This window comes from Streptococcus cristatus (genome assembly GCF_003944225.1).
GTDB lineage: Bacteria > Bacillota > Bacilli > Lactobacillales > Streptococcaceae > Streptococcus > Streptococcus cristatus_K.
Map to the genome: position 1 here is coordinate 460,925 of NZ_RJPN01000001.1, position 23,718 is coordinate 484,642.

Consider the following 23,718-nt stretch of genomic DNA (forward strand, 5'->3'; position numbering starts at 1 on the left):
TCATTCTATGATTATTACTTACTGAGTCACTTCAGATCATCACACAAAGCCGTCTTCCCAAAATGTAGCTAATCCATCTCCGCCGTCGCTACTCGATAGCTCATAATACCTGTTGCTCCAATAAGCAATATAACGAGCACAGAGTAAAGAATCCCAGGAAGAACGTCACTCAAATCACTAGCATCTTCATCGCCTATGTTTGTTTGTAATTTAGATAATTTTTGAGAATCAAGTTGAAACAGCTGCTCTTCAGGTGATTTTTTCATTGCCTCCTGTATAGCAGAAAACAGCTGGCCCCTTTCGGTGATCAACTGTTCGTCTTGATAGTGTTGGATTTCCTGCAGTTTCTGTCGAGTCGATTCATTAAAAAGATCCTTGATTTGTTCAGACTGCACGCCAAAACTCAATTCCTCTTCTCTCTCAAGTCTGGAATTATCAATTTGTAGGCTATTGTCCTTCAGGTCATCTGCAGCAGCCATTGAGACTGCTGCAGTTATTCCCAAAGAAAGAAATAAGAGAACTATTTTTTTCATATCCTTATTTTCTATACTTTCTCAGTTTGAAGTATTTGATATTGCAAACTTTTCACTTTAACAAAGATATTTGTCATAAGTAACAAAGTTATAACAATCAACATCGCAAAGAAGACAAAGAAGTTTGCTGGCTGACCGTCAAAGTATCCTGAAAGAAGACCTTCTAAAACTGACAAGGCATTGAGACTCTTGATAAAGGAAGGGAAGCCTGTCAAGCTAGCTGTTGTACCGATAGCATTCGAAAGATAAACAAAACTAATCATCATAAAGAAGGTAAGGCCCATACCAATAATACGAGAATGCTTAAGCAACAAATATTGTCCTTGAACCAGAATGAAGGAAGCTGAGACCATTAATAGGACCCATGATGGTAAATATTCTCTACCAACTTGAAGCTGGACACTAGACACAACCCCAACAATCAAGCCAATAGTCAAAGCCAAGAAAGATAAAATACCGACATTCATAACATCTGTATCATGTAGTCTATCTAGTTTAAACTTATCTTTGACCTTGCGGATAATATTTTGTGTCGCAAAAAGATAAGCTGTAAATAAGCTGACAATCTCTAATAATAAAATCCAGGTAAATGGACGATAAACATTGATCGTTGCCTTAACAGAAGATGAATTTTGTGCCACTGGATTAGATAAAAATTTGAGTAGAACTTCATTTGGAACCCCATTTTCATAGGCATTATTAAGAACTTTGACAAAGGATTCAACAAAGTTTCCATTAGTAGCTAACTCTTCATTAAACTGCGCCATTAGAATCTCCGCGTCAGTAGACAACTTTTCTGTACTACCTTGAGCATTGGCTAGCTCACGATTAAAGCTAGTAAAGATTTGATTTGCAGATTCAGCGGCCTGAATATTACTTTGAGATGACGCCTTCACACCCGATGTTTCTGTTAACAACGAGCTAAATTCAGAATTAAGCGCAGACAAATCGGAGTCCGTTTTAGCTAGAGCTGCCGTACTACTAGTCTGAGCAGTAGCTATATTGGCCAAGCGCTCTTTCAAACTCTCATAATGCGCCATCTGTTTAGTAATACCGCTCGCTAGCTGTTCATTGTTTTTAGCAACTTCTTCTAAATTCTGCTTTAACTCAGGACCTGTTTTTTTCAACTGCCCCAATGTATCATCAAGTCTTTGTTGCACACTTTTGTTATCTGAAGTGTTCTCCGTCTTAGAAAGGCTTACTTTATACTCATCTAAATTAGATTGGATAGCTTCCAATAGAAGAGATGATAGCACTTCATTCATTCTTCCTGTTTTCAATTGCTCTATAGAAGAATAAACTTGAAGTAAAGAATTGACATGCTGATAAGTGGAGGCGATTCTTTGCGCTTTATCTCCATAACTAGCCGCTGCCTGCTGAAGAGCTTGAACATCAATAGGTGCACTAGTAGCAGGTACTCCATCTAGAAAAATCTCTATAGCCCCTGCTGTCGTTGTAGAGGCAACATCATTCGTCACACTATAGTGAATTTCAAACTGTGCATTCTCAGCTAGTAGGACCTCTTGGTTTTCTGTGATAGCAGCACCGTTATAAGACACTGAATCCACTGTTACACCCGTTTTCGCCTTCCAAGCTACTTTTACCTTCGTACCAGCTGGTGCAGGAATGGGATAGCTAGCCGTGATAGCTTTAGCAGCTAAAGCATTGAGCTCAGCGCTAGTAGTGCTATCACTAGGAGTCCCAAAGTTTTTCACATCAGGATTAAGAGTCGGTATATTTATAGAAAGATCAAAAGCAGTGAAACTTTTTCCACTGAAGTCTTCAGACGGTAAGGCTGCAATAGCTGAACTTAGTTTTGCTTTTAGCGTATTTTCTACATCAGTCAATGCAGTAATATTACCTTTATCAAGTACTTGACTTAGAGTAACTACATCACCTTCCTTTACACTATAGTAGTCTGACAGCTTTTTAGAAATAAATTCATTAACCCTATTTTCATGTTCTTTAAACTTTGTACGCTCAGCTGCAAGATTTTTCTCTAAATCATCAACCTGTTGTGTAATATTCTCTGTTAATCCTGCATACGTCCTAGTATCTTTCACATCAACTTGCCCCAACGAACCAATCTTTTTATCAAGAGCTTCCTGCCCTGTTTGTAAATCGTCATAAAGCTTCTTCGTCTCAGCACTTAAAGTATCACGGCTCATCCCCATCAGCTGATTCATGAAATCAGCATAGCTAATTTGATCTTCACCTCTTTGCTTCAATAAACTATTAAAGTTATTAGCATAAGTTGTCTGAGAGTGACCTAAAGTATCAAATACTTGAGAATAACTTTCTAAGGTCGTTTTTAACGTGTTATTCGCATCAACAGAAGATGTGGATAAACTATATAGTGTCGGAAAAAGATTTTTAGAACTAATAGCAGTATCTAGCAAATTCGTTTTATAATTCCCGATATTGGTGATTTGAACCTGAGAACTAGCTCGCACATTCTGTTGAGCCGTATAAAGATTACTCAAGATACTCGCCATATACATATCAACCAATTGACTGTTCAGGTCAGCAATGATATCCTTTGCTAACTTATTCGCATCATTTTCAATCTGCAAATTCCCTGATGAATTAACCTTGTAGGTCACAGTTGTCTTATCTACGTTGACGCTGTTAACATCTAGGATCTTTTCAGAAAAGTCACTCGGAATAGTTAGAACCAGCTGATACTTCCCTTTTTCTAAACCAGCATCCGCCACTCCACGTGTCACAACAAACCAATTTTGTGAATTATCTCGCTCAATATTCTTAACATAGCTAGCGCCAAGATTATATTCTTTCTTGTCTACATTAACGGATTGGTCTTCATTGACAATTGCCACATTGAGCTTCGTCTGCTGGCTTGCCTTTAGCTTCGTTTCATTACTACTGCTAGTATTTTTTTGTACAGCTATATTTAGAATAATCATAGTAGCAAGCAAGAAAGCCACTATTAAAGTATTACCTATATATTTTAAAATTTTATTGTTTCGCATTACCTTATTTAATCTCGATGTTATTATGATATGAAAACAGGAAGGCTCCCGCCTTCCTAAAGCCACTTATAAAAAATTAATGGATCTGTGCTGCAATATCTTGGTCAGTTCGCTCAATGATGTCAGCAACTTTAACCAACTGAGCATTGATATCTTGAAGTAATTGTGCAAATTCTTTAATTTTTGGAGACAATTCATTGAATTGTGCTTCAAAACTATCAAAAGCAGAACCGTCCCAATTTTCAGCAATAACTGCTTGCTCACGAGTCAAGTCATTAAGAACTTGGGTCACATTTTCAGAACCACTAGTATATTTAGTTGCAGACTGACGAAGGTCTTCTGGAGTTAATTTAATTTGTGCCATATTTTTCTCCTTAAAATAAATAATGATAATGTAATTGTAACAATTAATATCTATAATTTCAAGTGTTTAGATAAAAATAAATACAATTTTTTATAAATACTAATAATCTACAGATAATTTAAAGCCTAATTGTAACTTGATTTACTGGGTTCAGCTTAGTTTTTCAGTTTTAATAAATTGGTTATTTAAATCTAAAAGTCTATTAACAACCCAATTCTTCGAGAACAGCCTGATAGTTTTCTTGAACTTGATCCAGTCCAACCACCACTTCTTGACGAGTTTCATTATTCTTCACAGTGACTTGGTTGCTTTCGATTTCACTTTCACCTAAAGTAATGATGGTCTTGGCTCTGAAAGCATCTGCTGACTTAAACTGAGCCTTGAGCTTGCGATCCAAATAGTCTCGCTCGACCGCAAATCCTTGATTGCGGAGAGCCTGTACCAGCTCCAAAGCACTGCGATTGGCAGCTTCACCTAGAACGGCAATATAGGCATCCAAGCCTGTCTCAAGTGGCAAAGCTGCTCCCTGTTTTTCCAAAATCAAGAGCAGACGCTCCATTCCCATACCAAAACCAAAGGCAGGGGTTTCTGGCCCACCGAAATAGTCAACCAAGCCATCATAACGGCCACCCGCACAGATAGTTAGTTCGCTGCCTGCCACATCAGTCGTAAACTCAAAAATCGTGTGATTGTAGTAGTCCAGACCGCGCACCATATTGGTGTTAATGACATAAGGAACCCCCAGAGACTCTAGCATTGAGCGGACAGCCGCAAAATGCTCCTGGCTCTCCTCGTCCAGAAAGTCCAAAATCGAAGGAGCCTGTGCAACGGCTGCCTTATCTTCTTTTTCCTTCGAATCCAGCACCCGCAGCGGATTTTCCTCCAAACGACGCTGACTATCCTTAGAAAGACCGTCTTTCAGCGGAGTCAAATAATCAATCAAGGCCTGACGGTAGGCAGCTCGACTCGCTGCATTGCCCAAACTATTCAGCTGCAGCGTCACCTGTCCAATACCAATTTCCTTGAAGAACTGAGCCGCCATAGCAATCGTTTCTGCATCTGTCGCTGGATTTTCAGAGCCGAAGCACTCCACCCCGATTTGGTGAAATTCGCGCAAGCGACCAGCCTGAGGCCGCTCATAGCGGAACATAGAGCCCATATAATAAAGCTTAACTGGCTTTTGAACTTCTGGTGCAAAGAGCTTGTTTTCGACATAAGAACGAACGACCGGTGCAGTTCCTTCTGGCCGTAGCGTAATATGACGGTCTCCCTTATCGTAGAAATCATACATTTCCTTGGTCACGATGTCTGTTGTATCTCCAACAGAACGACTGATGACCTCATAGTGCTCAAAAATCGGTGTCCGAATTTCCGCATAGTTGTATTTTTTAAACGTCTTACGAGCAAACTCCTCCAGATACTGCCATTTAGCAGATTCCTGAGGGAGGATATCCTGAGTTCCTTTAGGTTTTTGTAATTTCATTTTCTAATCCTCTGCAACTATATAATATCTATTATTTTACCATAAATCAGATGTTTTGAGGAGTTAGAGCAGAAAAATTCCCTCCGAGAGACTAAATCCGTTTTCATTCGCCAGAATTTCTTGAAAAATTGTCAGAATTATGAGAAAATAAGACCACCATTCTATAGAGAAAGAAGGACCGAAGATGAGAGACGATATCAAAATCAATGACCGAGCAGCAGCTATCCAAGAAGAATTAATTAAAAAACTCGAAACGATTTACGATCCAGAAGTCGAGCTTGATGTCTACAATCTCGGACTCATCTATGAAATCAATCTTGACGAGACTGGCCACTGCAAGATTGTCATGACCTTCACAGACACAGCCTGCGACTGTACCGAGACCGTTCCCATTGAAATCGTCGAGTCCCTTAAGCAAATCGAGGGCATCGAAACTGTCTCTGTTGAAGTCACTTGGTCGCCCGCGTGGAAAATCACCCGCATCAGTCGCTTTGGACGAATTGCGTTAGGGATTAGTCCTAGATAAGAAGATGAACATTCATCCAAATTAATAAACCCGCTAGGAAAACTAGCGGGTTCTTTTGTCATATATAGGTTATTTCTTCCCTGTTTCTTCTGGTTTCCAGAAATCGGTAACAGCACCTTTAGCGGCAGAAGATACCATGTGAGCATATTTACCAAGTACACCGCGGCTATAAAGCGGTGGAATAGTTGTTTCTGCTTTTCGTTTTTCAAGTTCTTCTTCAGAAACTGCCATGGAAATTTCCTTGGTATCTTGGTCAACCGTGACCATATCGCCTGTGCGAAGGTAGGCAATCGGGCCACCATCCTGAGCTTCCGGAGCGATATGTCCGACAACGAGACCGTAGGTACCACCTGAGAAGCGACCGTCTGTCAAGAGTGCTACCTTATCTCCTTGCCCTTTCCCTACGATGATAGAAGAAAGTGACAGCATTTCTGGCATACCAGGGCCACCCTTTGGACCAACGTAGCGAACCACGACTACATCGCCATCGACTACTTCATCGGCCAGCACTGCATCAATAGCAGCTTCTTCTGAGTCAAAGACCTTGGCTGGACCGATGTGGTGGCGCACTTTAACACCTGATACCTTGGCAACCGCGCCGTCTGGAGCTAGATTACCATGCAGGATAATCAATGGACCGTCCGCACGTTTTGGATTTTCAAGCGGCATGATGACCTTCTGACCTGGCGTCAAGTCAGCAAAGTCAGCCAAGTTTTCCGCCACCGTCTTACCTGTACAAGTGATGCGGTCGCCATGTAGGAAACCATTTGCCAGCAAGTATTTCATAACAGCAGGCACACCACCGACATTGTATAGGTCTTGGAAGACATACTGGCCAGATGGTTTCAAATCCGCCAAATGCGGCACGCGCTCTTGAATGACATTAAAGTCATCCAAGGTCAGCTCCACATTGGCCGCATGAGCAATGGCCAGCAAGTGCAGAGTAGCATTGGTAGAGCCACCCAGAGCCATGGTCACTGTGATCGCATCTTCGAAGGCTTCGCGAGTCAGAATGTCAGACGGTTTGAGCCCCATTTCCAGCATTCGGACAACTGCTCGACCAGCTTCCACGATATCATCCTTCTTATCTTGAGATTCTGCTGGGTGAGAAGAAGAGCCAGGCAAGCTCATCCCAAGGACTTCAATAGCTGTCGCCATAGTATTAGCCGTGTACATACCGCCACAGCCACCAGGGCCAGGGCAGGCGTTACACTCGATGCGGCGCACTTCCTCAGCAGTCAAATCACCATGGTTCCACTTCCCGATGCCTTCAAAGACAGAAACTAGGTCAATGTCCTTGCCATCCAGATTTCCCGGTGCAATGGTTCCTCCGTAAGCGAAAATAGCTGGGATATCCATGTTTGCAATGGCAATCATGGAGCCAGGCATATTCTTGTCACAGCCCCCGATAGCGACGAAGGCATCCACATTATGTCCGCCCATGGCAGCTTCGATGGAGTCTGCGATGATGTCGCGTGAAGTCAGAGAGAAACGCATGCCCGGTGTTCCCATGGCGATCCCGTCCGCGACGGTAATCGTACCGAACTGAACAGGCCAAGCACCTTGTTCTTTTACTCCTTCCTTGGCTAGTTTACCAAAATCATGCAGGTGAATATTACAAGGCGTATTTTCTGCCCAAGTCGAAATCACTCCGACAATCGGAGTCTCAAAGTCCTTGTCTGTCATCCCTGTCGCGCGAAGCATGGCGCGGTTAGGAGATTTGACCATACTATCATAAATCTTACTTCTGTGGCGTGTATCTAATTTATCTGTCATGTCTTTCCCTTTCGTTGTAGTCATCTTTGTGCTTTATTATACCACACTTATGCTCTATTGGATAGAAGAAAATTTTTAAATTTTCAGAATATTGGAATAATAAACCTAAAAATAGATGCAACTGCTAAAAAGCTTGGCTATTGGCAAAAAGAAAATCAAAAATTTCTGTCAAGTAACTTTACTTTACAAAAAAGTTTTGTTATACTGTTAAAGTTGATGAAAATCATGAGATTGCATCGAATTACATTCTAAAAGGAGAAACAAACAATGGCAGTACCTGCACGTCGCACTTCAAAAGCGAAGAAAAACAAACGTCGTACACACTACAAAGTAACAGCTCCATCTGTAAACTTTGACGAAACTACTGGAGATTACTCACGTTCTCACCGCGTATCACTTAAAGGATACTACAAGGGACGTAAAATCGCTAAAGCTGCAGCAGCTGAATAATAGAAGGGAGATACCATGCGCGTAAATATTACACTTGAACACAAAGAATCTGGTGAACGCTTGTACCTTACTTCTAAAAACAAACGTAACACTCCAGACCGTCTTCAATTGAAGAAATACTCACCAAAACTTCGCAAACACGTTGTGTTTACAGAGGTTAAGTAAGGGTTTCAGTACACGTCAATAGACGTCAAAATATTGATTTTAAGTAATTTTTGATTTTTTGAAACTCATTATATCGCACTACAAATCAATAAAAACTCTACCTTTTACTCTACCTTTTTTAGATAAATATATCATCTGGATATTGAAGTTAAGCCCTGCTATCATTTCGATGGCAGGGCTTTTTAATATTTGGTACACTAACTTCTTATCTATATTTTGGTGGATTTTAAGTTGACATCTACAAAGTTTAATGTTAGAATACATTCAAAAATATATTTGAATGAGGTGTTTTATGATTCAAAATATTGTTACTTCAATAATCCTGTATTCTGGGACAGCCGTAGACTTACTTATTATCCTAATGTTATTTTTTGCCAAAAGAAAAAGCAGAAAGGACATCATTAACATCTATTTAGGACAATTTCTAGGCTCTGTTAGTCTAATATTCCTAAGTTTGCTTTTTGCATTTGTCTTAAATTATATTCCTAGTAAAGAGATTTTAGGTTTACTCGGTTTGATTCCAATTTTCCTAGGCCTCAAAGTTTTGCTTTTAGGAGATTCTGATGGAGAAGCTATTGCAAAAGATGGTTTGCGAAAAGACAATAAAAACCTGATTTTTCTAGTCGCTATGATTACTTTTGCAAGTTGTGGCGCTGACAATATTGGTGTCTTTGTCCCATATTTTACCACCTTAAATTTAGCGAATTTGATAGTGACTTTACTTACTTTTCTAGTCATGATTTATCTCTTGGTTTTTTCTGCCCAAAAATTAGCACAAGTCCCTTCTGTTGGAGAAACTTTGGAAAAATATAGCAGATGGTTTATTGCCGTTGTCTATTTAGGATTGGGGATGTATATCCTGATTGAAAACAACAGCTTTGACATGCTATGGGCTGTGTAAGGCTAGGAGAAAAAATTATGAAAAAAGATAGTATCTGTCAAGTGGATGTTATAAATCAACAAAATGTTACAACCGCAACGAACTACCTTGAAAAGGAAAAAGTCCAAAAATCACTTCGCATTTTATCAAAATTTACCGATAATAAACAGATAAATATCATCTTTTATCTCCTTGCCGTCGAAGAACTCTGTGTCTGCGATATAGCCTGTTTATTAAATCTCAGTATGGCATCTGCCTCCCACCATCTTCGTAAACTAGCCAATCAAAACATCTTAGACACTAGAAGAGAGGGGAAAATTATATATTATTTTATAAAAGATGAGGAAATCAGAGATTTTTTTAATCAACTAGGATAACAACTATTTTTACTACTTTATACTTTTCCATGATTATAGGGGGATTATATATGAAATTTTTTGAAGAAAATTATTCACAAGAAATACCTACTCGTATCAAAAATTTAAGAAAAAAATACAATATTACACAAAGCGAACTATGATGACACGACAAACGCGTAAAGAGAAAAGTTCCAATAAATTTTTGAAATACAAAAGATTTGAAAGATTAATTCCATATTTTTCTGAAAGACGCTTTAAGCTGATTCCTTGTTTCCTTAGTTCATAGATTTGAACTTTAGCTTCATAACGCAATTTCATTATAAAACACCCCAATGTTAGATTTTTTCTGTCTAACTTTTGGGGTGCAGTCCATTTCAAGCGTTTTTTCTTTTTCTTGAATTCAGTACATCGCAATATAAATCAACCGAATCACTACTTTTTTCACTACCTTTATTTGAAATGAGAATATTGATTCGGACAATAAAAAGTAAGAGGAACTTCATTATGAGGCTCCTCTTTTTCTATGCTCGCTCCAACATCTATTTTATTATTGTGTTATGATAAAATAACATATAAATTAATGTGTCTAGCTTTATTCAGCTCGACAAGCTGGAACCTATTTACTTACGGTATTCCTCTACTTTAGATTCATGCTTTTTTAAAAGTTCCCGTGAGTAAACTTTTTCATGTATCGAGTCTCTAACTTCTTTCCAGAGAATAGCTGCAACTTTTAACTTATTAGAATAACAATCGCTCAATTCATCTAAACAAAAGTCTTTTAGAAACTGATTCCATTGGCAAGCCGAACTATCATACTTGGCATAATCTGACTCACTATAATATATTTTAATCATATCTTGAATAGTGAATGTTATATCTTTATCCCTTTTTACTTTTCGCCAAGCCGTTGCCATATCAGCACTAAATTTAAACGGACTAATCCCTGTTATAGCTGAAAAATAATCTCGAAATTTTTGGTTAAAAGAAAAACCACAGTTAAGTAAAGGAGTCTCCAAGGTTATCACTTCGACTTGACTTTTGTTTCCTGTCTTCAAAAATTTTTCTACTTTATTTCCCCTGAAATATTGTTCGATAATATAGTTCAATTCTTGCTTCGTACATCTATACTCTAATCCAAGGGACTTACAAATTTGTGAAAGTTCTTCTCGATACCAATAGTATCTATTAAATTCTTCAAATGATTTTATATCTCGAAAATCAGGTCTTTTTTCTCCCATATGCACACCTTAATAAATTCAAATTTGTCAGACAATCAATTTACTTGCTAACTTGTAAACCCGTCTTATCACTTTACTTTCTAAGTTCTAGCTATCGAGCTCAATTTTAAGCAACTCTGGAAATTTCTTACTAATATCCCCTAAAGCATTTCCAACCGATTTTCTCACATATTCGCTTGCATCTTCTTTTAAGTTTGCAATCTTTCAATAGCTTCATTCGGATTTCCTTAAACTATGATCTACTCGTCTATATTCTTAACCCCTCTATAACTGCTCTCCTTGTATTAGGATTGAATAACCGGAATACAATCATAACTTCTCATATTATATCATTATTTCGAAGATATTATTTCTATCGACTTCAACTCCTTCAAAAAAGAGAGCAAAGATGGATAAAATTCGGAGAAAAACTCTTATAAAGTTCCAAGAAAACCCTTACTTTTGAAAATCTTCATTTTAATGCAATAAATTTTGACAGATGCTCTACTAGCCTTTATAATAGTATTATTACTAAAATTAGGGAGACTATGTCCATGCCAAATAATGAAGAGAACAAAGGTATGTTTCGTAATTTTTTAGGTGGCTTTAAGCGTCTTATAAAAGGAGAAGAGGACGAATCATCCACTTCTGCGGTTCATAACAATGAAGGAAGTAACCCACAAGTCAATGTGAACCCAGAAGATAGAGAAAATTTCCTCATTGAGAAAGCTTTGGAATCGATCCAATACTACGACCGCTTAGATGTTATGAATATCGGTGGAGAAGAGGATCCAGACGAATCTCCAGCTGTAGAAAGTGAAGCTAGTCTGGAGCAGGAAAAAATGGCAGCGAAAAGCCAGGCAGCCAGCACGACAGAATCTGCTGAGACAAGCATTTCTTCAGATTCTATGAAAAAGAGGGGCTTGAAGAGCACTGCTGATTCAATATCTCTGTCATTAAGTATAGAAAGTAAAAAGGCTTCTCGTAGTTTAGAAGTAACCGAATCACAGACACACAGTTTGGAAGTTGGGCAATCTGACAGCAAAGAAACGGATACTTCTGCTAGCTTGTCAATTGCGCAAAGTTATGCCTTCGAGCAATCAATCCTTGAAGAAAATAGAGCGTCTCTTAGCTTATCAATTTTTGAGTCAGTATCTCAAAGCATGGCCGCTGAAGAGTCTCTCAGTGCGGACAACGAAGCATCACTGAGTCTATCTGTAGCAGAGTCGGTTTCGCAAAGTATCGCGATTCAAGAATCAATTAGCGCAGCAATCGAAGCATCTACCAGCTTGTCTATCGCTGAATCTGTATCTCAAAGCATTGCTATCCAAGAATCGATCAGTGCGGAATTGGAAGCTTCTACTAGCTTGTCTATTGCTGAGTCTGTGGCGCAAAGCATCGCGATTCAGGAATCCATTAGAGCAGAATTGGAAGCTTCTACCAGCTTGTCCGTAGCCGAGTCTATTTCGCAAAGCATCGCGATTCAAGAATCTATCAGCGCGGAATTGGAAACGTCGTTGAGCCTATCCGTAGCTGAGTCTATTTCTCAAAGCATTGCCATTCAAGAATCTATCAGCGCGGAATTGGAAACGTCGCTGAGCTTATCCGTGGCGGAGTCTGTTTCTCAAAGCATTGCCATCCAAGAATCTATCAGTGCAGAGATCGAAACATCTACCAGCTTGTCCGTGGCTGAATCTGTGTCTCAAAGCATTGCTATCCAAGAATCCATCAGCGCGGAATTCGAAGCGTCTAACAGCTTGTCCGTGGCGGAGTCTATTTCGCAAAGCATTGCTATCCAAGAATCCATCAGCGCGGAATTCGAAGCGTCTAACAGCTTGTCCGTGGCGGAGTCTGTATCTCAAAGCATCGCGATTCAAAAATCAATCAGCGCGGAATTCGAAGCGTCTAACAGCTTGTCCGTGGCAGAGTCTATTTCTCAGAGCGTTGCCATTCAAGAATCAATCAGTGCAGAAATCGAAGCGTCTAACAGCTTGTCGGTGGCTGAGTCAGTTTCGCAAAGCATTGCCATCCAAGAATCGATCAGCGCAGAAATCGAAGCGTCTACCAGCTTGTCGGTGGCTGAGTCTATTTCTCAAAGCATTGCCATCCAAGAATCAATCAGCGCGGAAATTGAAGCGTCCCTTAGCCTGTCTGTGGCGGAATCTGTTTCGCAAAGCATTGCCATCCAAGAATCAATCAGTGCAGAAATCGAAGCATCTACCAGCTTGGCCGTAGCCGAGTCTATTTCGCAAAGCATTGCTATCCAAGAATCAATCAGCACAGAATTGGAAGCATCTACTAGTCTGTCGATAGCTGAATCTGTATCTCAAAGCATTGCTATTGAAGAATCAATTAGTGCTGAGAGCGAAGCATCTATCAGCTTGTCTGTAGAGGAATCCCAAGTCTTAGATAGAGCTATTGAACAGGATATTATCACAGAAAACGAAGTGTCTACTAGCTTATCTATCGTAGAGTCTGAAGCACTAAGTAAAGCGATCGAGTTATCAATTAGTGCAGAAAATGAAGCGTCTATCAGCCTATCTGTAGCGGAATCCGAAGCCTTAAGTCGGGCAATTGAACAGTCTATCAGTGCTGAAAACGAGGCATCACTAAGCCTATCTGTTACTGAAAATGAAATTCAAAGCATCGCTATTGAACAGTCGATCAGCCTAGAAAATGAAGTATCTACTAACCTGTCTATGGCGGAATCACAAGCGAAAAGCGTGGCCGTAGAGCAGTCTATCAGCTTGGAACAAGAACAGTCACGCAGCCTATCTATCGCTGAATCACAATCACAATACACAGCGATGGAACAATCCCGCAATCTGGAACAAGAATATTCATACAGTTTGGCAGCTGCGGAATCTAGAGCGAAAAGAGATACTATTGAGCAGTCTACCAGCTTGGAGCAAGAACAATCATTTAGTTTATCTACTGCAGAATCTAAAATCCTCAGCAGAGCCGTTGAACAATCAATCAGCGTCGAACAGGATCATTCATTCAGCATTTACCTTGCCCAATCTGAAGCCCAAAGTAAGATCATTGAGCAGTCTATCAGCCTAGAGCAAGAACAGTCACGCAGCCTGTCTGTTGCTGAATCGCAATCGCAAAGCATCGCTATTGAGCAATCAATGAGCGTGGAAAGAGAGCGTTCAATCAGTCTATCTATCGCTGAATCGCAATCACAAAGAATGATTATTGAACAATCAATCAGTGCAGAGAGAGCCCATTCGATCAGTCTGTCTGCTGCCGTATATCAATCGCAAAGCATGGCTTCTGAGTTCACTACTGTCACACAGAATTTATCAACCTTGGCCATGATTACTAAGAGACATAAAAAATAAGCTCAGAACAAACAGCGAATGAATACTGAAAGGAACTAATATGATTAGAAATATTCTATCAAGTAATGGTAAAAGTCTAGGAATCACTGACATCCTGCCCCAGTATGGTGAAGACTATCGTCTCTCTGTCATGGACGGAACAATTGACTATCGAACAATTCCCCTAGGAGCCTACGATCTGTTCAAACAAGGCTCCAGCAAACAGGATTATCTGGCAGACATTGAAAAAATTAAAACAATGGGCTTCAACACCTACCAGCTGTCCTTTTCATGGACTCGCCTCTTCCCGACAGGAGAAGAGCGGAGACCCGATGCTAAGGTTCTTGCTTTCTATGAGTCAATTATCGATGCACTGCTAGAGAATGACATCGAACCAATTGTGAGCTTGTCTCATTTCGATTTCCCGCTTCATTTGTATGAAAAATACGGCGCATGGAAAAGTCGTCAAATGATTGCCCTGTACGAAAAGTATTGCGAAGCCGTTTTGACCCACTTTAAAGAAAAAGTCACTTACTGGATTACCTTTAAAGAAATGAGTGCTCTTTCCTATTTGCCATTCTTGGGCGCTGGGCTACACTTTGACAGCACGGAAAACCAGGAGCAACAAATCTGGCTGGCTGCTCACCATCAACTAATCGCATCCGCAAATGTAGTCAAGCTCGGTCAAACCATCAATCCAACCTTCCAATTCGGTAGTTTGATTACCATCAATAGTGATTCCCACCAAGAAAATCACTCAGCTACCGATGCCTTGGGCCATGAGCTGAACAGACGTAAAAACTACATTTTTACAGATGTGCAGACCAAGGGACACTATCCAAATCACTTCCTTCGCTACATTGAGCGAAATCAGCTGGATCTAGGCATTACGGAAGAGGATGTCTTCGCCTTAAGAGAAGGCATCGTAGACTTTGTTGCTTTCTCACATTATGCGGCGGAAAATATCCAAGATTTGTTTACCAACAAATATGTCCGCAAAAATGTAGAAACTTGCCTTGCGCAACCTGTCCTTCTTCGGATTGCCATGTCTGAGCTATACGAGCGCTATCACAAGCCTCTATTGGTCATTGAGACTTGCTCTGAAGTTTCTGACCATCCGCAATTAGCTAAGAACATTCAAGACAACGTTCAAGAAATTATTAAATCCGTTGAAATTGACGGGATTGAGTTGCTTGGCTACACACCATTTAGCTGGAGCGATGTAAACATCTAGGATCCAGTCCCAAGTTCAAAACATAGAAAAAATCTCCCTAAGAAAGTGGATAATCACTTGTGGGGAGATTTTTTGATGTTTTAGAATAGAAATCAATTCCTTAATCTTTTCCTTTGCTATCTCTAAAAATCCGATAGCTGGTCTCAGCGACAGGCAGGCCGATGATGGTGTGCATATCACCTGTAATTGAGCGAATAAAGCGAGGATCCAGCTCCTGAAAACCATAAGCACCTGCCTTGTCTAGCGGACGCTTCTCATGCAGATAGACCTCAATGACAGGCTCTAATTCTGGGTAATAATCCACAAAGTCCACCTGCGCCACAGTGTAAAATACTTCTAGAAAACCCTGCATACGTAGGCAGACCGAGGTCACTACATGGTGGCTCTTGCCAAAGTAAGAGCGAAACATCCGACTGGCTTCAGCTAAATCCTGTGGTTTATTGTAAATCTGACCATCCACTACGACGATGGTATCAGCCGAAATATAAAGAGTCTCAGCTTCCAAGTCCAAATCAGACTTGGCCTTGGAAATCTCACAGCAAATTTTGGCTGCCTTAGTCAGAAAGTCCTGATCATCGATGGTTGCCATACAATGCTCTTCGATAGCTCGCTCATCCACTTCTACAGCCTGAATCTCTGGATTCAAAAAACTCAGCAATTCCTTGCGTCTGGGCGACGTAGATAGCAGGACAAAGCGGCGAATCCTTCCTTTTTCACCTTCCCTTTGGTAGTCAAAAACCGTCTTCATGATTGTCCTCCTATGTCCTTTAATTGAAAGAGTTCTTCCACCCGCAAATCAAAAACCTGAGCGATTTTTAAAGCCATCTCTAGCGAGGGATTATAGCGGTTATTTTCCAAGTGCAAGATCGTTTCGCGCCGCATACCGATGCGGTCAGCTAATTCCTGCTGGGTCATGCCTCTGGATTCGCGGACAGATTTGAGATTGGTGATAATCTTACTTTCTTTGGCCATTTTTAACCCCTCTTTTCAAATAAAAAGAAGACAAAGCCAAAGAGCAAAACCAAGATACCAATCATGATGAAAAATATTCCGGTATTGACTATGATGGAACCTACATTAGCGCTAAGGCCTGCAAGTACCAGTAAAGTTGCTATACAAATGGCAAACATCAAAGTCGCTGCTTTTGCCAGATTGGCATAGAAACGCTCGTCTGCTCTCTCCTTGACCTTTTTCAAGGCAAAAAATAACAGAAAGAGAAACTGGATAGCAAGGAGCCCTCCCAAGGCAATGTACTTTATAAAGGGCGGATTGGTGCTCGGAGTCCACAACCAAATTCCGACAGTATAGATAGAAGTTGCCGTAAGCGTTAGTAGATTATAAAATTTTATGGTCAGATCATAGACCTGCTTTTCTTGAACTTCTTTCATCTTCTTAGGCCATGGTTTCATGTGAAACCAAGACCAGATACTCACGAGCTGACCTAAACTTACTAAACCGACAATCATCCACTTGGCTGGCCAGCTGAGATTGCTAGGAGCAAGGAAAACAGTTAAATCAATAAAGAGAGCGGTGGTAACCATCAAAATGAAGCCACCCATTTTTTGACTTTTTTTCATGATAGACTCCTTTCGTAGTGTTAGAAATATTTAACATCTTTATGTTATAAATATATCACACATAAGAATAAAAGGCAAGTACTTATGTGCTGTTTGGGAAAATTTTTTATTTCCGCAAACAAAAGCCCCAGAATTTCTCTGGGGAGCTGGCTTATTCTTTACCAATACAATATTCTTGGTGTTCTTGTAAGCTTTCATCAGTCTGAATGGTCACTTTGGCAATGCCATAAGCCAAGAGCTTTTGGCGCAAGCTAGCCTGCGTTTCAGCCAGCAAATTTGGGTTTTCCAAACAGATATGAAGCATGGCAAATTTTTCCAAGCCATCCGTCGTCCATACATTGAGCTGGGTAATGGCTCGCACATTTTCCAGCGCTGCTATTTCCTGATAAAGCTGACCGAGGTCCACATCGCTGGGCACATGGTCTAGGAAGATCTGGATATTCTCCCAAAATTTTGGCAGAGCCTTACTGAGAATAAAGCCTGCGATAATGAGAGAAAGCAGCGGATCTAGGAAGTACCAGTCGGTGAAGCGCAAAATGAGGGAAACTACGATAACTGCTATCCAGCCCAAAATATCCTCAAGAAAATGCAGGCTGAGAATGGATTCATTGTGGCTATGTCCATGACTGACCACTCGGCTGGCTACTGTATTGACGACGATGGCGACAATCCCCAAAATCAACATGCCATCATAATTCACCTTCTCAGGGGCAAATAGTTTAGGGACATTTTCCACGATAACCAAGGTCGAACCGACCAGCAAAATCACTGAGGTCAAGAGAGCACCCAGCAAGCTGTAACGCTTATAACCCAAGGTATATTCTCGGTCTTCTTTTTTTGTGGAAATCTTTTCAAAAAGAGTCGATAGACCAATAGCCAAAGCATCTCCCGTATCATGAACCGCATCGGCTAAGACGGCGCTAGAGTTAAAGAGAAGGCCAAAGATAAACTCAATAATAGCAAAAGAAAAGTTCAAGAGAAAAGCGATTGTCATATTTTTACTGGATTTCATGTGAACCTCCTTTATATATTTGCTTAAACGGAATAGTATTTATGGTATAATCTAATCAATACCGAACACTCTGTTCAGTTATATTATCCACTATTATCAGAAAGGAAACAAGAGCCAGTTCATGCCCTTTGTCTCTTAGCAGACAAAAAACTCTTTTTGTACGGAATTTCCATGGATAGACGAGTAAAAAAATCACGCGCAGCCATTTACCAAGCCTTTATCAGCCTGCTCAATCAGAAAAGCTACGAAAGCATCACCGTTCAGGAAATCATTGATCTGGCAGATGTAGGCCGCTCCACCTTCTATAGCCACTTTGAGACCAAGGAAGCTCTGCTAGAGGAACTCTGTCAAGAGCTCTTTCAGCACACCTTTATCGAGCGCTCTGAAGGACGCGATTTATTTGAAGCGACAGCCCATATTTTCCATCACTTTCGGAAAAATCAGGATCGGATAGCTACCCTTCTCTTGGCTAAAAATACTTATTTCATCAACCGCCTGAAAATTGAGCTTGAGCGCTATCTCTTTCCCATGATCCAGCAGAAATTGTTGCAGGAAAAGAGCCATCTGCCTGAACATTTCCTCAAAAATTATGTGACGTCAACTTTTGTGGAGACGGTCAGCTGGTGGCTGCAGCAAAGAAAGCAGGTCGAGGAAGACACGATTTCTCACTATTTTCTGGACTTGATGGACTAAGCCACAATTCGCCTATCATTTTCTAAAAAGATATGGTATAATCGTTCCTTGACGTACGAAAGGAGATTGACTATTTATGAAAAAAGAACACTCACCATTTTTAATTCCAGGTATAGTGATGATCGGGATAGCACTACGGGCTCCTTTTACTGTTTTGCCTATCGTTCTGACAGATATTGCAGAGGGGCTACAGGTCCCAGTTAGTTCCCTAGGCCTCTTGACTAGCCTGCCCTTGATCATGTTTGCCCTCTGCTCGGTCTTTGCTCCGCGCTTGGCGCAAAAGATGAGCTTGGAAAAACTGTTTGCTCTTGTGTTACTCGTGCTAACTCTAGGCTCACTGATTCGCGTGTTTAATCTTCCCTTACTCTATACGGGGACTATTATTTTAGGAGCGGCTATTGCTGTCTTAAACGTCCTTCTTCCGAGCTTGATTCGGGCCAATCAGCCGCATCGTGTCGGTCTTTTGACGACTCTTTATATCACATCAATGGGGCTGTCGATTACGATTCTGTCTGCTTTGGCTGTTCCCATCGTTCAAATGGGCTCTTGGCAAGGTCTCATTTGGATATCAACCTTGATTTGCTTTGTGATTCTTCTGGTTTGGCTACCCAATGTCAAATATAGCCATCGCTTGGCAGCTAAACAGCAAGGAAAGCAAGAGCAAGGAGCGCTTCTGAAAAATCCAAGAGTCTGGGCCTTAATTTTATTTGGCGGCTTACAGTCACTACTCTTTTATACCAGCATGACTTGGTTGCCAACCTTGGGGCAGCAAGCTGGCCTTTCTACTGATACGACCGGACTACTAGCAGCGGTCTTTTCTCTGATTAGCCTGCCCTTTTCGATGACAATTCCTAGCTTGACAGCGCGCTTGAAGGCTCGTCAACGTCTGATTATGATTAGCTTGGTTTCTGCGGCAGGTCTGATCGGCATTACCATGCTCTTGATTCGGACAGATTCCTTTGCTTATTGGCTGATTCTTAATCTGCTCATTGGTATGTCTGTCAGTGCCCTCTTCCCCTATCTCATGGTGACCTTCTCCCTCAAGACCTCTACACCTGCGCAAACGGCTCAACTATCTGGACTGGCTCAAACTGGAGGATACATCCTAGCTGCCTTCGGCCCGAGCCTCTTTGGCTACAGTTTTGATTTATTCCATTCTTGGACACCAGCCATCCTCATCCTCCTCGGTCTGACCGTCATCATGACTATGAGCCTCTTTTACATAGAAAAATTTGATAAGATTCTATAAAACTTCTGATTCTCCATCAGGAGTTTTTTGCTGCCAAGTTTCTTGTAATTTCCGAAATTCACTTGAAATCATCTTTCCTCATCTTATCCGCTTGATTTTTTTGATTATAACCTAATTTTACAAAGACTTTTTTATTTTCGATAAAATAACTTATATTTCATTATAAAAACTTGCATATACTTATAAAATGAATTATAATGAACTTATAAAGAAGCAGAAAGGATGAGAAAGATGTATCAAGAGCAACGGCTTTCAAAAATGCTGGAACTTTTGGAGGACAAAGAACAGCTGGCGGCCAAGGACATGGTAGACTATTTTCAGGTTTCCAAGGATACCATTCGCCGTGACTTCTCAATTTTGAGCGAGCGAAAACTGGTTCAGCGCACCCATGGCGGGATTATTCCTTTGGAAAATAGTCGGCAAATTCCTTCTTTCAACGACCGTGTCAGCCAACTAAACCAAGAAAAAAAGGCCATTGCTCAGAAGGCTCTGGACTTTCTCAAACCCAATCAGGTCAATTTCTTTGATGTGTCGACGGTGGTTCTCAAGCTGGCTCAGCAAGTTCAGAAACCGATGACGATTTTTTCTCATTCTTTGGATAATGCCATCATGCTAAGTGATCAGGAGCAGATTGATTTCCATCTTTTAGGTGGGAAGTTCTATCCGAGAAATCGTTTTTACTACGCCCTCAATGAAGCCGAGCTGCTCAGAGATATCTCTTTTGATCTGTCCTTTATCGGAGCTGCAGGCCTAAAAAATGGCCAAGTTAGCTTTGAAGATCAGGAAGATGCCTATCTAAAGAAGCTAGCTCTCAAGCAGGCCAAGACAAAGATTCTGCTGGCCGAGCAGGCTAAAGTTAAGAAAGAATCAACCTATATTTTAGGAAGTATCAGCGATTTTGACTACTGGATCACCGATCAAAAACCTAGCCCTGAGTTAGAAGCTCTTCTGGCTGGGAAAGTCACCATTATTTACTAGCTCGACAAGATTTCATTTTGTAGCTTATGGAGGAAGCAACCATGACCAATCAAGATATTCGCTTAATTATCAGCGACATTGACGGCACAATTCTCGATGACCAGCACCAAGTAGATCCGCAGCTGAGGGAGCAGATTCCCTTGCTGAAAAAAGAAAATATCCCCTTTGTCCTAGCCTCTGCCCGCTCTCCTCTGGGCATGGAGCCAATTGCGCGTAAGCTGGGACTGGGAGATAATCCTCTAGCCTGCTACAATGGTGCTCTGGTCATCAAGGGTGACCCACAAAATTACAAGACCATTATCGAGCATCCATTGGATAAAAAAGAAATCCGCACTTTTCTGGAACTTGTCAAAACTAAGTTTCCTAGTATTTCCATCAATCTCTACTCTGGTAAAGATTGGATTGCTGATCGCTTAGACAAGTGGGTACAAATTGAAGCCGAGATTACAGGTGAGCGACCTCTTATTCAAAATGTTCTACTGCCCGTTCTAGATATGCTCATTCCAGCCCATAAGTTGCTGTTGATTGATGAGGCAGCTGTTATCCAGCAACTCCATGACTACTTACAAACGATGGATCTTCCAAATACAGCCTTCTACCTGTCCAAGGACAACTATTTGGAAGTCACACACAAAGAGGTGTCAAAAGAGCAGGTTCTTCTGGAAGTGGCCAAACACTACCAGATTCCACTGGAGCAGGTCATGACGATTGGCGACAACTTCAATGACCTTCCGATGCTGCGATTGGCCGGTCTGGGAGTTGCTATGGGCAATGCCCCTGAAGCAGTTAAGGCTGAGGCAACAGTCGTCACTAAAAGCAACAACCAGCACGGTGTCGCCAAAGCTATTGAAAAGTATGTTTTGATGTAACGAAAAAATCTGCCCTTGAGCAGATTTTTTTCATTGGTGATAATCATAGGCAAGGCGAGGGCTGCCATCTGGCAAATAAATCGTGCCACACTGGCTAAAACCGTAGCGGTGAATGGCTGCTTGCATCGGATGGTTATCCGCATGCGTATCGATGCGGAGATAGGAAATTTTCTGCAGGCAAAAGTCAAAACACTGGTGAGCCAAACCCTTGACTTGTCCATTTGAAGCGATACGGTGGATTGTACCGTAGGGCTCTGAAAAATGCCAAGCACCTTCAATCTCTTGGTAGGTTGGATCTGGTCCGATGATGAATGCAAAAGTTCCAACAACTTTCCCAGCCTCTTCAAAGACATAGCAGTGACCCGCTCGAATATCTTCCTCTACTAACTGACGATTTGGATAGGAAGTCGGCCACTGACTGGGATTTCCCATGGTCCGCATAAACTCCCTAGCCTGCTCAAAAATTGCTAAAATTGCTGGGATATCCTGCATTTCCGCCAAGCGAATCATAGCTTCTCCTTCCAGCTTGCATTCTTATTTGACAAATTCCTCATAATCGCCCGTGTAATTAGCCCACTCCTTACTGAAGAATTTTTCATTGATCTGATAATTCGGAGCAGGTTGAGGGTTAGACACAAAAGGATCTACAGCCTTGTCGAAGGCCAGCCAGCCATTCCAGCCCATGTGGATCGTATCCTGCATAAAGTAAGGCTTGTCGCCGTCCTTAGAAAAGTCAGCAATATTCGTAAAGCCTTGACTTTCCAGCTGGAACTTAATCTTCTCAACTGTCCGCTGGTACATCTCTTCACTCAGTCCAGTATAGGCCATCCATTTGGCATTGACCGGTGGAATGACAAAGATGACATTGGTTTTTGATTTGGCAAATTGCTCCAAAACCAGCTGCAAATCATTGTACTCAGGAGACTTTTCGTAAGACTGTTTGGATTGGAAGCCTTTGAACTTCTTGATTTTTCTAGCCAAACGCTTCTTATAAAAGTCGTTATCGATACCTAAATCATTGTTATTGGTCTGCTTGACAGCATCTGCCGTAGCCAGTTTTTCCAATTCTTCATAGGAGAATTCATCTGGAAGACGGGAAAGCTGAGGTAAAACCTTCGTGTCATAGTTGCCATTATTACCAGCAGCAAATGTACTGAAAAATGCATCCTCCCGCTGATAAATCCGGCTCATAGTGTTGATATACTGCTGCTCAAAAGAAGTCAGTTGGCTTCCATCAGCCACTTTCCTGACAATATCCCCCATAGCAATGTTGGGATAGAGCTGCAAAAGCCGCTGGGCTGCATACTGAGAGCCTACACCACCGTCCTGCCAGTTAAGAAATCCAGCTAGCTGGTCGCTATTGAAATACTGCTGAAAAGCCGCCGCATCATAGCCCTTTTTGGTAAACCATTGCGGAGACACGACATAGACAGCCGTCTTATTTTCCAGCTCAGAGGTCATCTGCTGCATCCCAAAATATTGGTTGAGCGAAGCCGCCCCCCGCTGCCCTAGAAAATAAGGTCGGTAATTGCGGTCATACTTCTCAGCCAAAACAGCTGGGTGCATACTGTCAAAGCGCAGCCATTCGCTGGAGCCAAAGTAGGGCACAAAACGGGTATCTTGATCTGTCAGGGCCGTCATTTTTTTGCTACGGCTCTTGAAAGTTTCTGCTGTAAGAGTCACAGCTGCCCGCTTCTCTGCTTCCACATCATGCTTTTTCTCAAGCGGATAGAAGAAAAAGAGCAGGGCGACCATGACCAAGGCGCAGAAGACCGGCCCCAGAATCAGCCAGAGTCGTTTAAGCATTACGAAGCTCCGTTACGCCTTCAACGATTTTATTGGCTGTATTCCAGTCATCACGGCCAAATTCTGATACTGGCACGCGGATGTCAAAACGGTTTTCCAGCTCAACAATCAGCTCCACCGTTCCCATACTGTCCAAAACGCCAGCATCAAACAAATCCTCGTCCATCATGTCCGAAACATCTTCCATAAATAATTCGTCAATAATTTCAATTACTTCTGCTTTTACATCCATTA

Annotated in this window: 25 protein-coding genes and 2 pseudogenes; 12 read left to right on the forward strand and 15 right to left on the reverse strand. The window is 41.3% G+C overall.

Translation table 11 applies throughout. The annotated features are described in order from the left end of the window. Positions 1–68: 68 nt before the first annotated feature. From essA to hisS, 4 genes are all read right to left on the reverse strand, one after another. Positions 69–533: a type VII secretion protein EssA gene (gene essA / locus D8797_RS02470; protein WP_125379124.1), complete on the reverse strand. Its 465-nt coding sequence runs from the start codon at positions 531–533 to the stop codon at positions 69–71. An 11-nt stretch (positions 534–544) separates the two neighbouring features. Beyond that, positions 545–3,523 carry a type VII secretion protein EsaA gene (gene esaA / locus D8797_RS02475; RefSeq protein ID WP_125379125.1) on the reverse strand — a complete coding sequence of 993 codons (2,979 nt, stop codon included), beginning with the start codon at positions 3,521–3,523 and terminating at the stop codon, positions 545–547. Between the two features lie 76 nt (positions 3,524–3,599). After that, complete coding sequence (locus D8797_RS02480) at positions 3,600–3,887, reverse strand: WXG100 family type VII secretion target (protein ID WP_061587820.1); 288 nt, start codon at positions 3,885–3,887, stop codon at positions 3,600–3,602. 202 nt (positions 3,888–4,089) lie between these two features. After that, positions 4,090–5,370: a histidine--tRNA ligase gene (hisS, locus tag D8797_RS02485; RefSeq protein WP_125379126.1), complete on the reverse strand. Its 1,281-nt coding sequence runs from the start codon at positions 5,368–5,370 to the stop codon at positions 4,090–4,092. Between the two features lie 184 nt (positions 5,371–5,554). On the opposite strand from hisS, the gene D8797_RS02490 reads away from it, so the two are divergent. Continuing rightward, entirely contained in the window at positions 5,555–5,896 is a 342-nt protein-coding gene (locus D8797_RS02490; protein ID WP_005591447.1) for a metal-sulfur cluster assembly factor, read from the forward strand. A gap of 69 nt (positions 5,897–5,965) precedes the next feature. Here the strand turns inward: D8797_RS02490 and ilvD are convergent, their stop codons facing one another. Continuing rightward, positions 5,966–7,672, reverse strand: a complete 1,707-nt coding sequence (ilvD, locus tag D8797_RS02495; protein WP_125379127.1) for a dihydroxy-acid dehydratase — start codon at positions 7,670–7,672, stop codon at positions 5,966–5,968. 267 nt (positions 7,673–7,939) lie between these two features. On the opposite strand from ilvD, the gene rpmF reads away from it, so the two are divergent. Both rpmF and rpmG read left to right on the forward strand, forming a co-directional pair. Next, positions 7,940–8,122: a 50S ribosomal protein L32 gene (rpmF, locus tag D8797_RS02500; protein ID WP_000290416.1), complete on the forward strand. Its 183-nt coding sequence runs from the start codon at positions 7,940–7,942 to the stop codon at positions 8,120–8,122. Positions 8,123–8,137: 15 nt separating this feature from the next. After that, entirely contained in the window at positions 8,138–8,287 is a 150-nt protein-coding gene (gene rpmG, locus D8797_RS02505; protein ID WP_001265622.1) for a 50S ribosomal protein L33, read from the forward strand. 78 nt (positions 8,288–8,365) lie between these two features. Here rpmG and D8797_RS10340 read toward each other — a convergent pair whose 3' ends face one another. Next, positions 8,366–8,551, reverse strand: coding sequence for a hypothetical protein (locus D8797_RS10340; protein WP_002892741.1), 186 nt, complete (start codon positions 8,549–8,551; stop codon positions 8,366–8,368). A 28-nt stretch (positions 8,552–8,579) separates the two neighbouring features. Between D8797_RS10340 and D8797_RS02515 the strand changes: the two genes are divergently transcribed. The 3 genes and pseudogenes from D8797_RS02515 to D8797_RS10345 all read left to right on the forward strand — a co-directional run. Next, positions 8,580–9,188: a CadD family cadmium resistance transporter gene (locus D8797_RS02515; protein ID WP_261082950.1), complete on the forward strand. Its 609-nt coding sequence runs from the start codon at positions 8,580–8,582 to the stop codon at positions 9,186–9,188. Positions 9,189–9,205: 17 nt separating this feature from the next. Further along, a complete protein-coding gene (gene cadX / locus D8797_RS02520) occupies positions 9,206–9,544 on the forward strand; it encodes a Cd(II)/Zn(II)-sensing metalloregulatory transcriptional regulator CadX (protein WP_000711078.1) in 339 nt (112 codons plus the stop codon). Between the two features lie 50 nt (positions 9,545–9,594). After that, positions 9,595–9,684 (forward strand): annotated as a pseudogene (locus D8797_RS10345) (helix-turn-helix domain-containing protein); the annotation flags it as partial. A gap of 462 nt (positions 9,685–10,146) precedes the next feature. On the opposite strand, the gene D8797_RS02535 reads toward D8797_RS10345, so the two are convergent. Continuing rightward, positions 10,147–10,764 (reverse strand): SAP domain-containing protein, encoded by a 618-nt coding sequence (locus D8797_RS02535; protein ID WP_125379129.1) that lies wholly within the window; start codon positions 10,762–10,764, stop codon positions 10,147–10,149. 87 nt (positions 10,765–10,851) lie between these two features. After that, positions 10,852–11,056, reverse strand: a pseudogene (locus tag D8797_RS02540) (phosphomethylpyrimidine kinase); the annotation flags it as partial. Positions 11,057–11,324: 268 nt separating this feature from the next. On the opposite strand from D8797_RS02540, the gene D8797_RS02545 reads away from it, so the two are divergent. Next, positions 11,325–14,087 (forward strand): serine-rich family protein, encoded by a 2,763-nt coding sequence (locus tag D8797_RS02545; protein ID WP_260471193.1) that lies wholly within the window; start codon positions 11,325–11,327, stop codon positions 14,085–14,087. Positions 14,088–14,127: 40 nt separating this feature from the next. Then, complete coding sequence (locus D8797_RS02550) at positions 14,128–15,300, forward strand: family 1 glycosylhydrolase (RefSeq protein WP_125379131.1); 1,173 nt, start codon at positions 14,128–14,130, stop codon at positions 15,298–15,300. Positions 15,301–15,400: 100 nt separating this feature from the next. Here the strand turns inward: D8797_RS02550 and D8797_RS02555 are convergent, their stop codons facing one another. From D8797_RS02555 to D8797_RS02570, 4 genes are all read right to left on the reverse strand, one after another. Further along, on the reverse strand, positions 15,401–16,048 hold the full coding sequence (locus D8797_RS02555; protein ID WP_125379132.1) for a Maf family protein: 648 nt from the start codon (positions 16,046–16,048) through the stop codon (positions 15,401–15,403). Next, the gene (locus D8797_RS02560) at positions 16,045–16,272 is read right to left on the reverse strand and encodes a helix-turn-helix transcriptional regulator (RefSeq protein WP_125379133.1); all 228 of its coding nucleotides are present in this window, start codon (positions 16,270–16,272) and stop codon (positions 16,045–16,047) included. The genes D8797_RS02555 and D8797_RS02560 overlap by 4 nt, the downstream gene beginning before the upstream one ends. 2 nt (positions 16,273–16,274) lie before the next feature. Beyond that, positions 16,275–16,877 (reverse strand): DUF3796 domain-containing protein, encoded by a 603-nt coding sequence (locus D8797_RS02565; RefSeq protein ID WP_125379134.1) that lies wholly within the window; start codon positions 16,875–16,877, stop codon positions 16,275–16,277. Positions 16,878–17,028: 151 nt separating this feature from the next. Next, complete coding sequence (locus D8797_RS02570) at positions 17,029–17,889, reverse strand: cation diffusion facilitator family transporter (RefSeq protein ID WP_125379135.1); 861 nt, start codon at positions 17,887–17,889, stop codon at positions 17,029–17,031. A gap of 171 nt (positions 17,890–18,060) precedes the next feature. Here D8797_RS02570 and D8797_RS02575 point away from each other — a divergent pair, with 171 nt between their 5' ends. The 4 genes from D8797_RS02575 to D8797_RS02590 all read left to right on the forward strand — a co-directional run bounded on the left by D8797_RS02575 (position 18,061) and on the right by D8797_RS02590 (position 21,678). Beyond that, positions 18,061–18,582 (forward strand): TetR/AcrR family transcriptional regulator, encoded by a 522-nt coding sequence (locus D8797_RS02575; protein WP_125379136.1) that lies wholly within the window; start codon positions 18,061–18,063, stop codon positions 18,580–18,582. A gap of 76 nt (positions 18,583–18,658) precedes the next feature. Next, entirely contained in the window at positions 18,659–19,831 is a 1,173-nt protein-coding gene (locus tag D8797_RS02580; protein WP_125379137.1) for a CynX/NimT family MFS transporter, read from the forward strand. A 231-nt stretch (positions 19,832–20,062) separates the two neighbouring features. After that, a complete protein-coding gene (locus D8797_RS02585; protein WP_125379138.1) occupies positions 20,063–20,809 on the forward strand; it encodes a DeoR/GlpR family DNA-binding transcription regulator in 747 nt (248 codons plus the stop codon). 41 nt (positions 20,810–20,850) lie between these two features. Beyond that, positions 20,851–21,678: a Cof-type HAD-IIB family hydrolase gene (locus D8797_RS02590; RefSeq protein WP_125379139.1), complete on the forward strand. Its 828-nt coding sequence runs from the start codon at positions 20,851–20,853 to the stop codon at positions 21,676–21,678. A 30-nt stretch (positions 21,679–21,708) separates the two neighbouring features. On the opposite strand, the gene D8797_RS02595 is transcribed toward D8797_RS02590, so the two are convergent. From D8797_RS02595 to dltC, 3 genes are read right to left on the reverse strand one after another with little or no spacing between them, the layout of a single operon-like run. Beyond that, positions 21,709–22,188, reverse strand: coding sequence for a GNAT family N-acetyltransferase (locus D8797_RS02595; protein ID WP_125379140.1), 480 nt, complete (start codon positions 22,186–22,188; stop codon positions 21,709–21,711). 24 nt (positions 22,189–22,212) lie between these two features. Beyond that, entirely contained in the window at positions 22,213–23,484 is a 1,272-nt protein-coding gene (gene dltD / locus D8797_RS02600) for a D-alanyl-lipoteichoic acid biosynthesis protein DltD (RefSeq protein ID WP_125379141.1), read from the reverse strand. Further along, positions 23,477–23,716, reverse strand: a complete 240-nt coding sequence (dltC, locus tag D8797_RS02605; RefSeq protein ID WP_005591431.1) for a D-alanine--poly(phosphoribitol) ligase subunit DltC — start codon at positions 23,714–23,716, stop codon at positions 23,477–23,479. The genes dltD and dltC overlap by 8 nt, the downstream gene beginning before the upstream one ends. Positions 23,717–23,718: the final 2 nt, after the last annotated feature.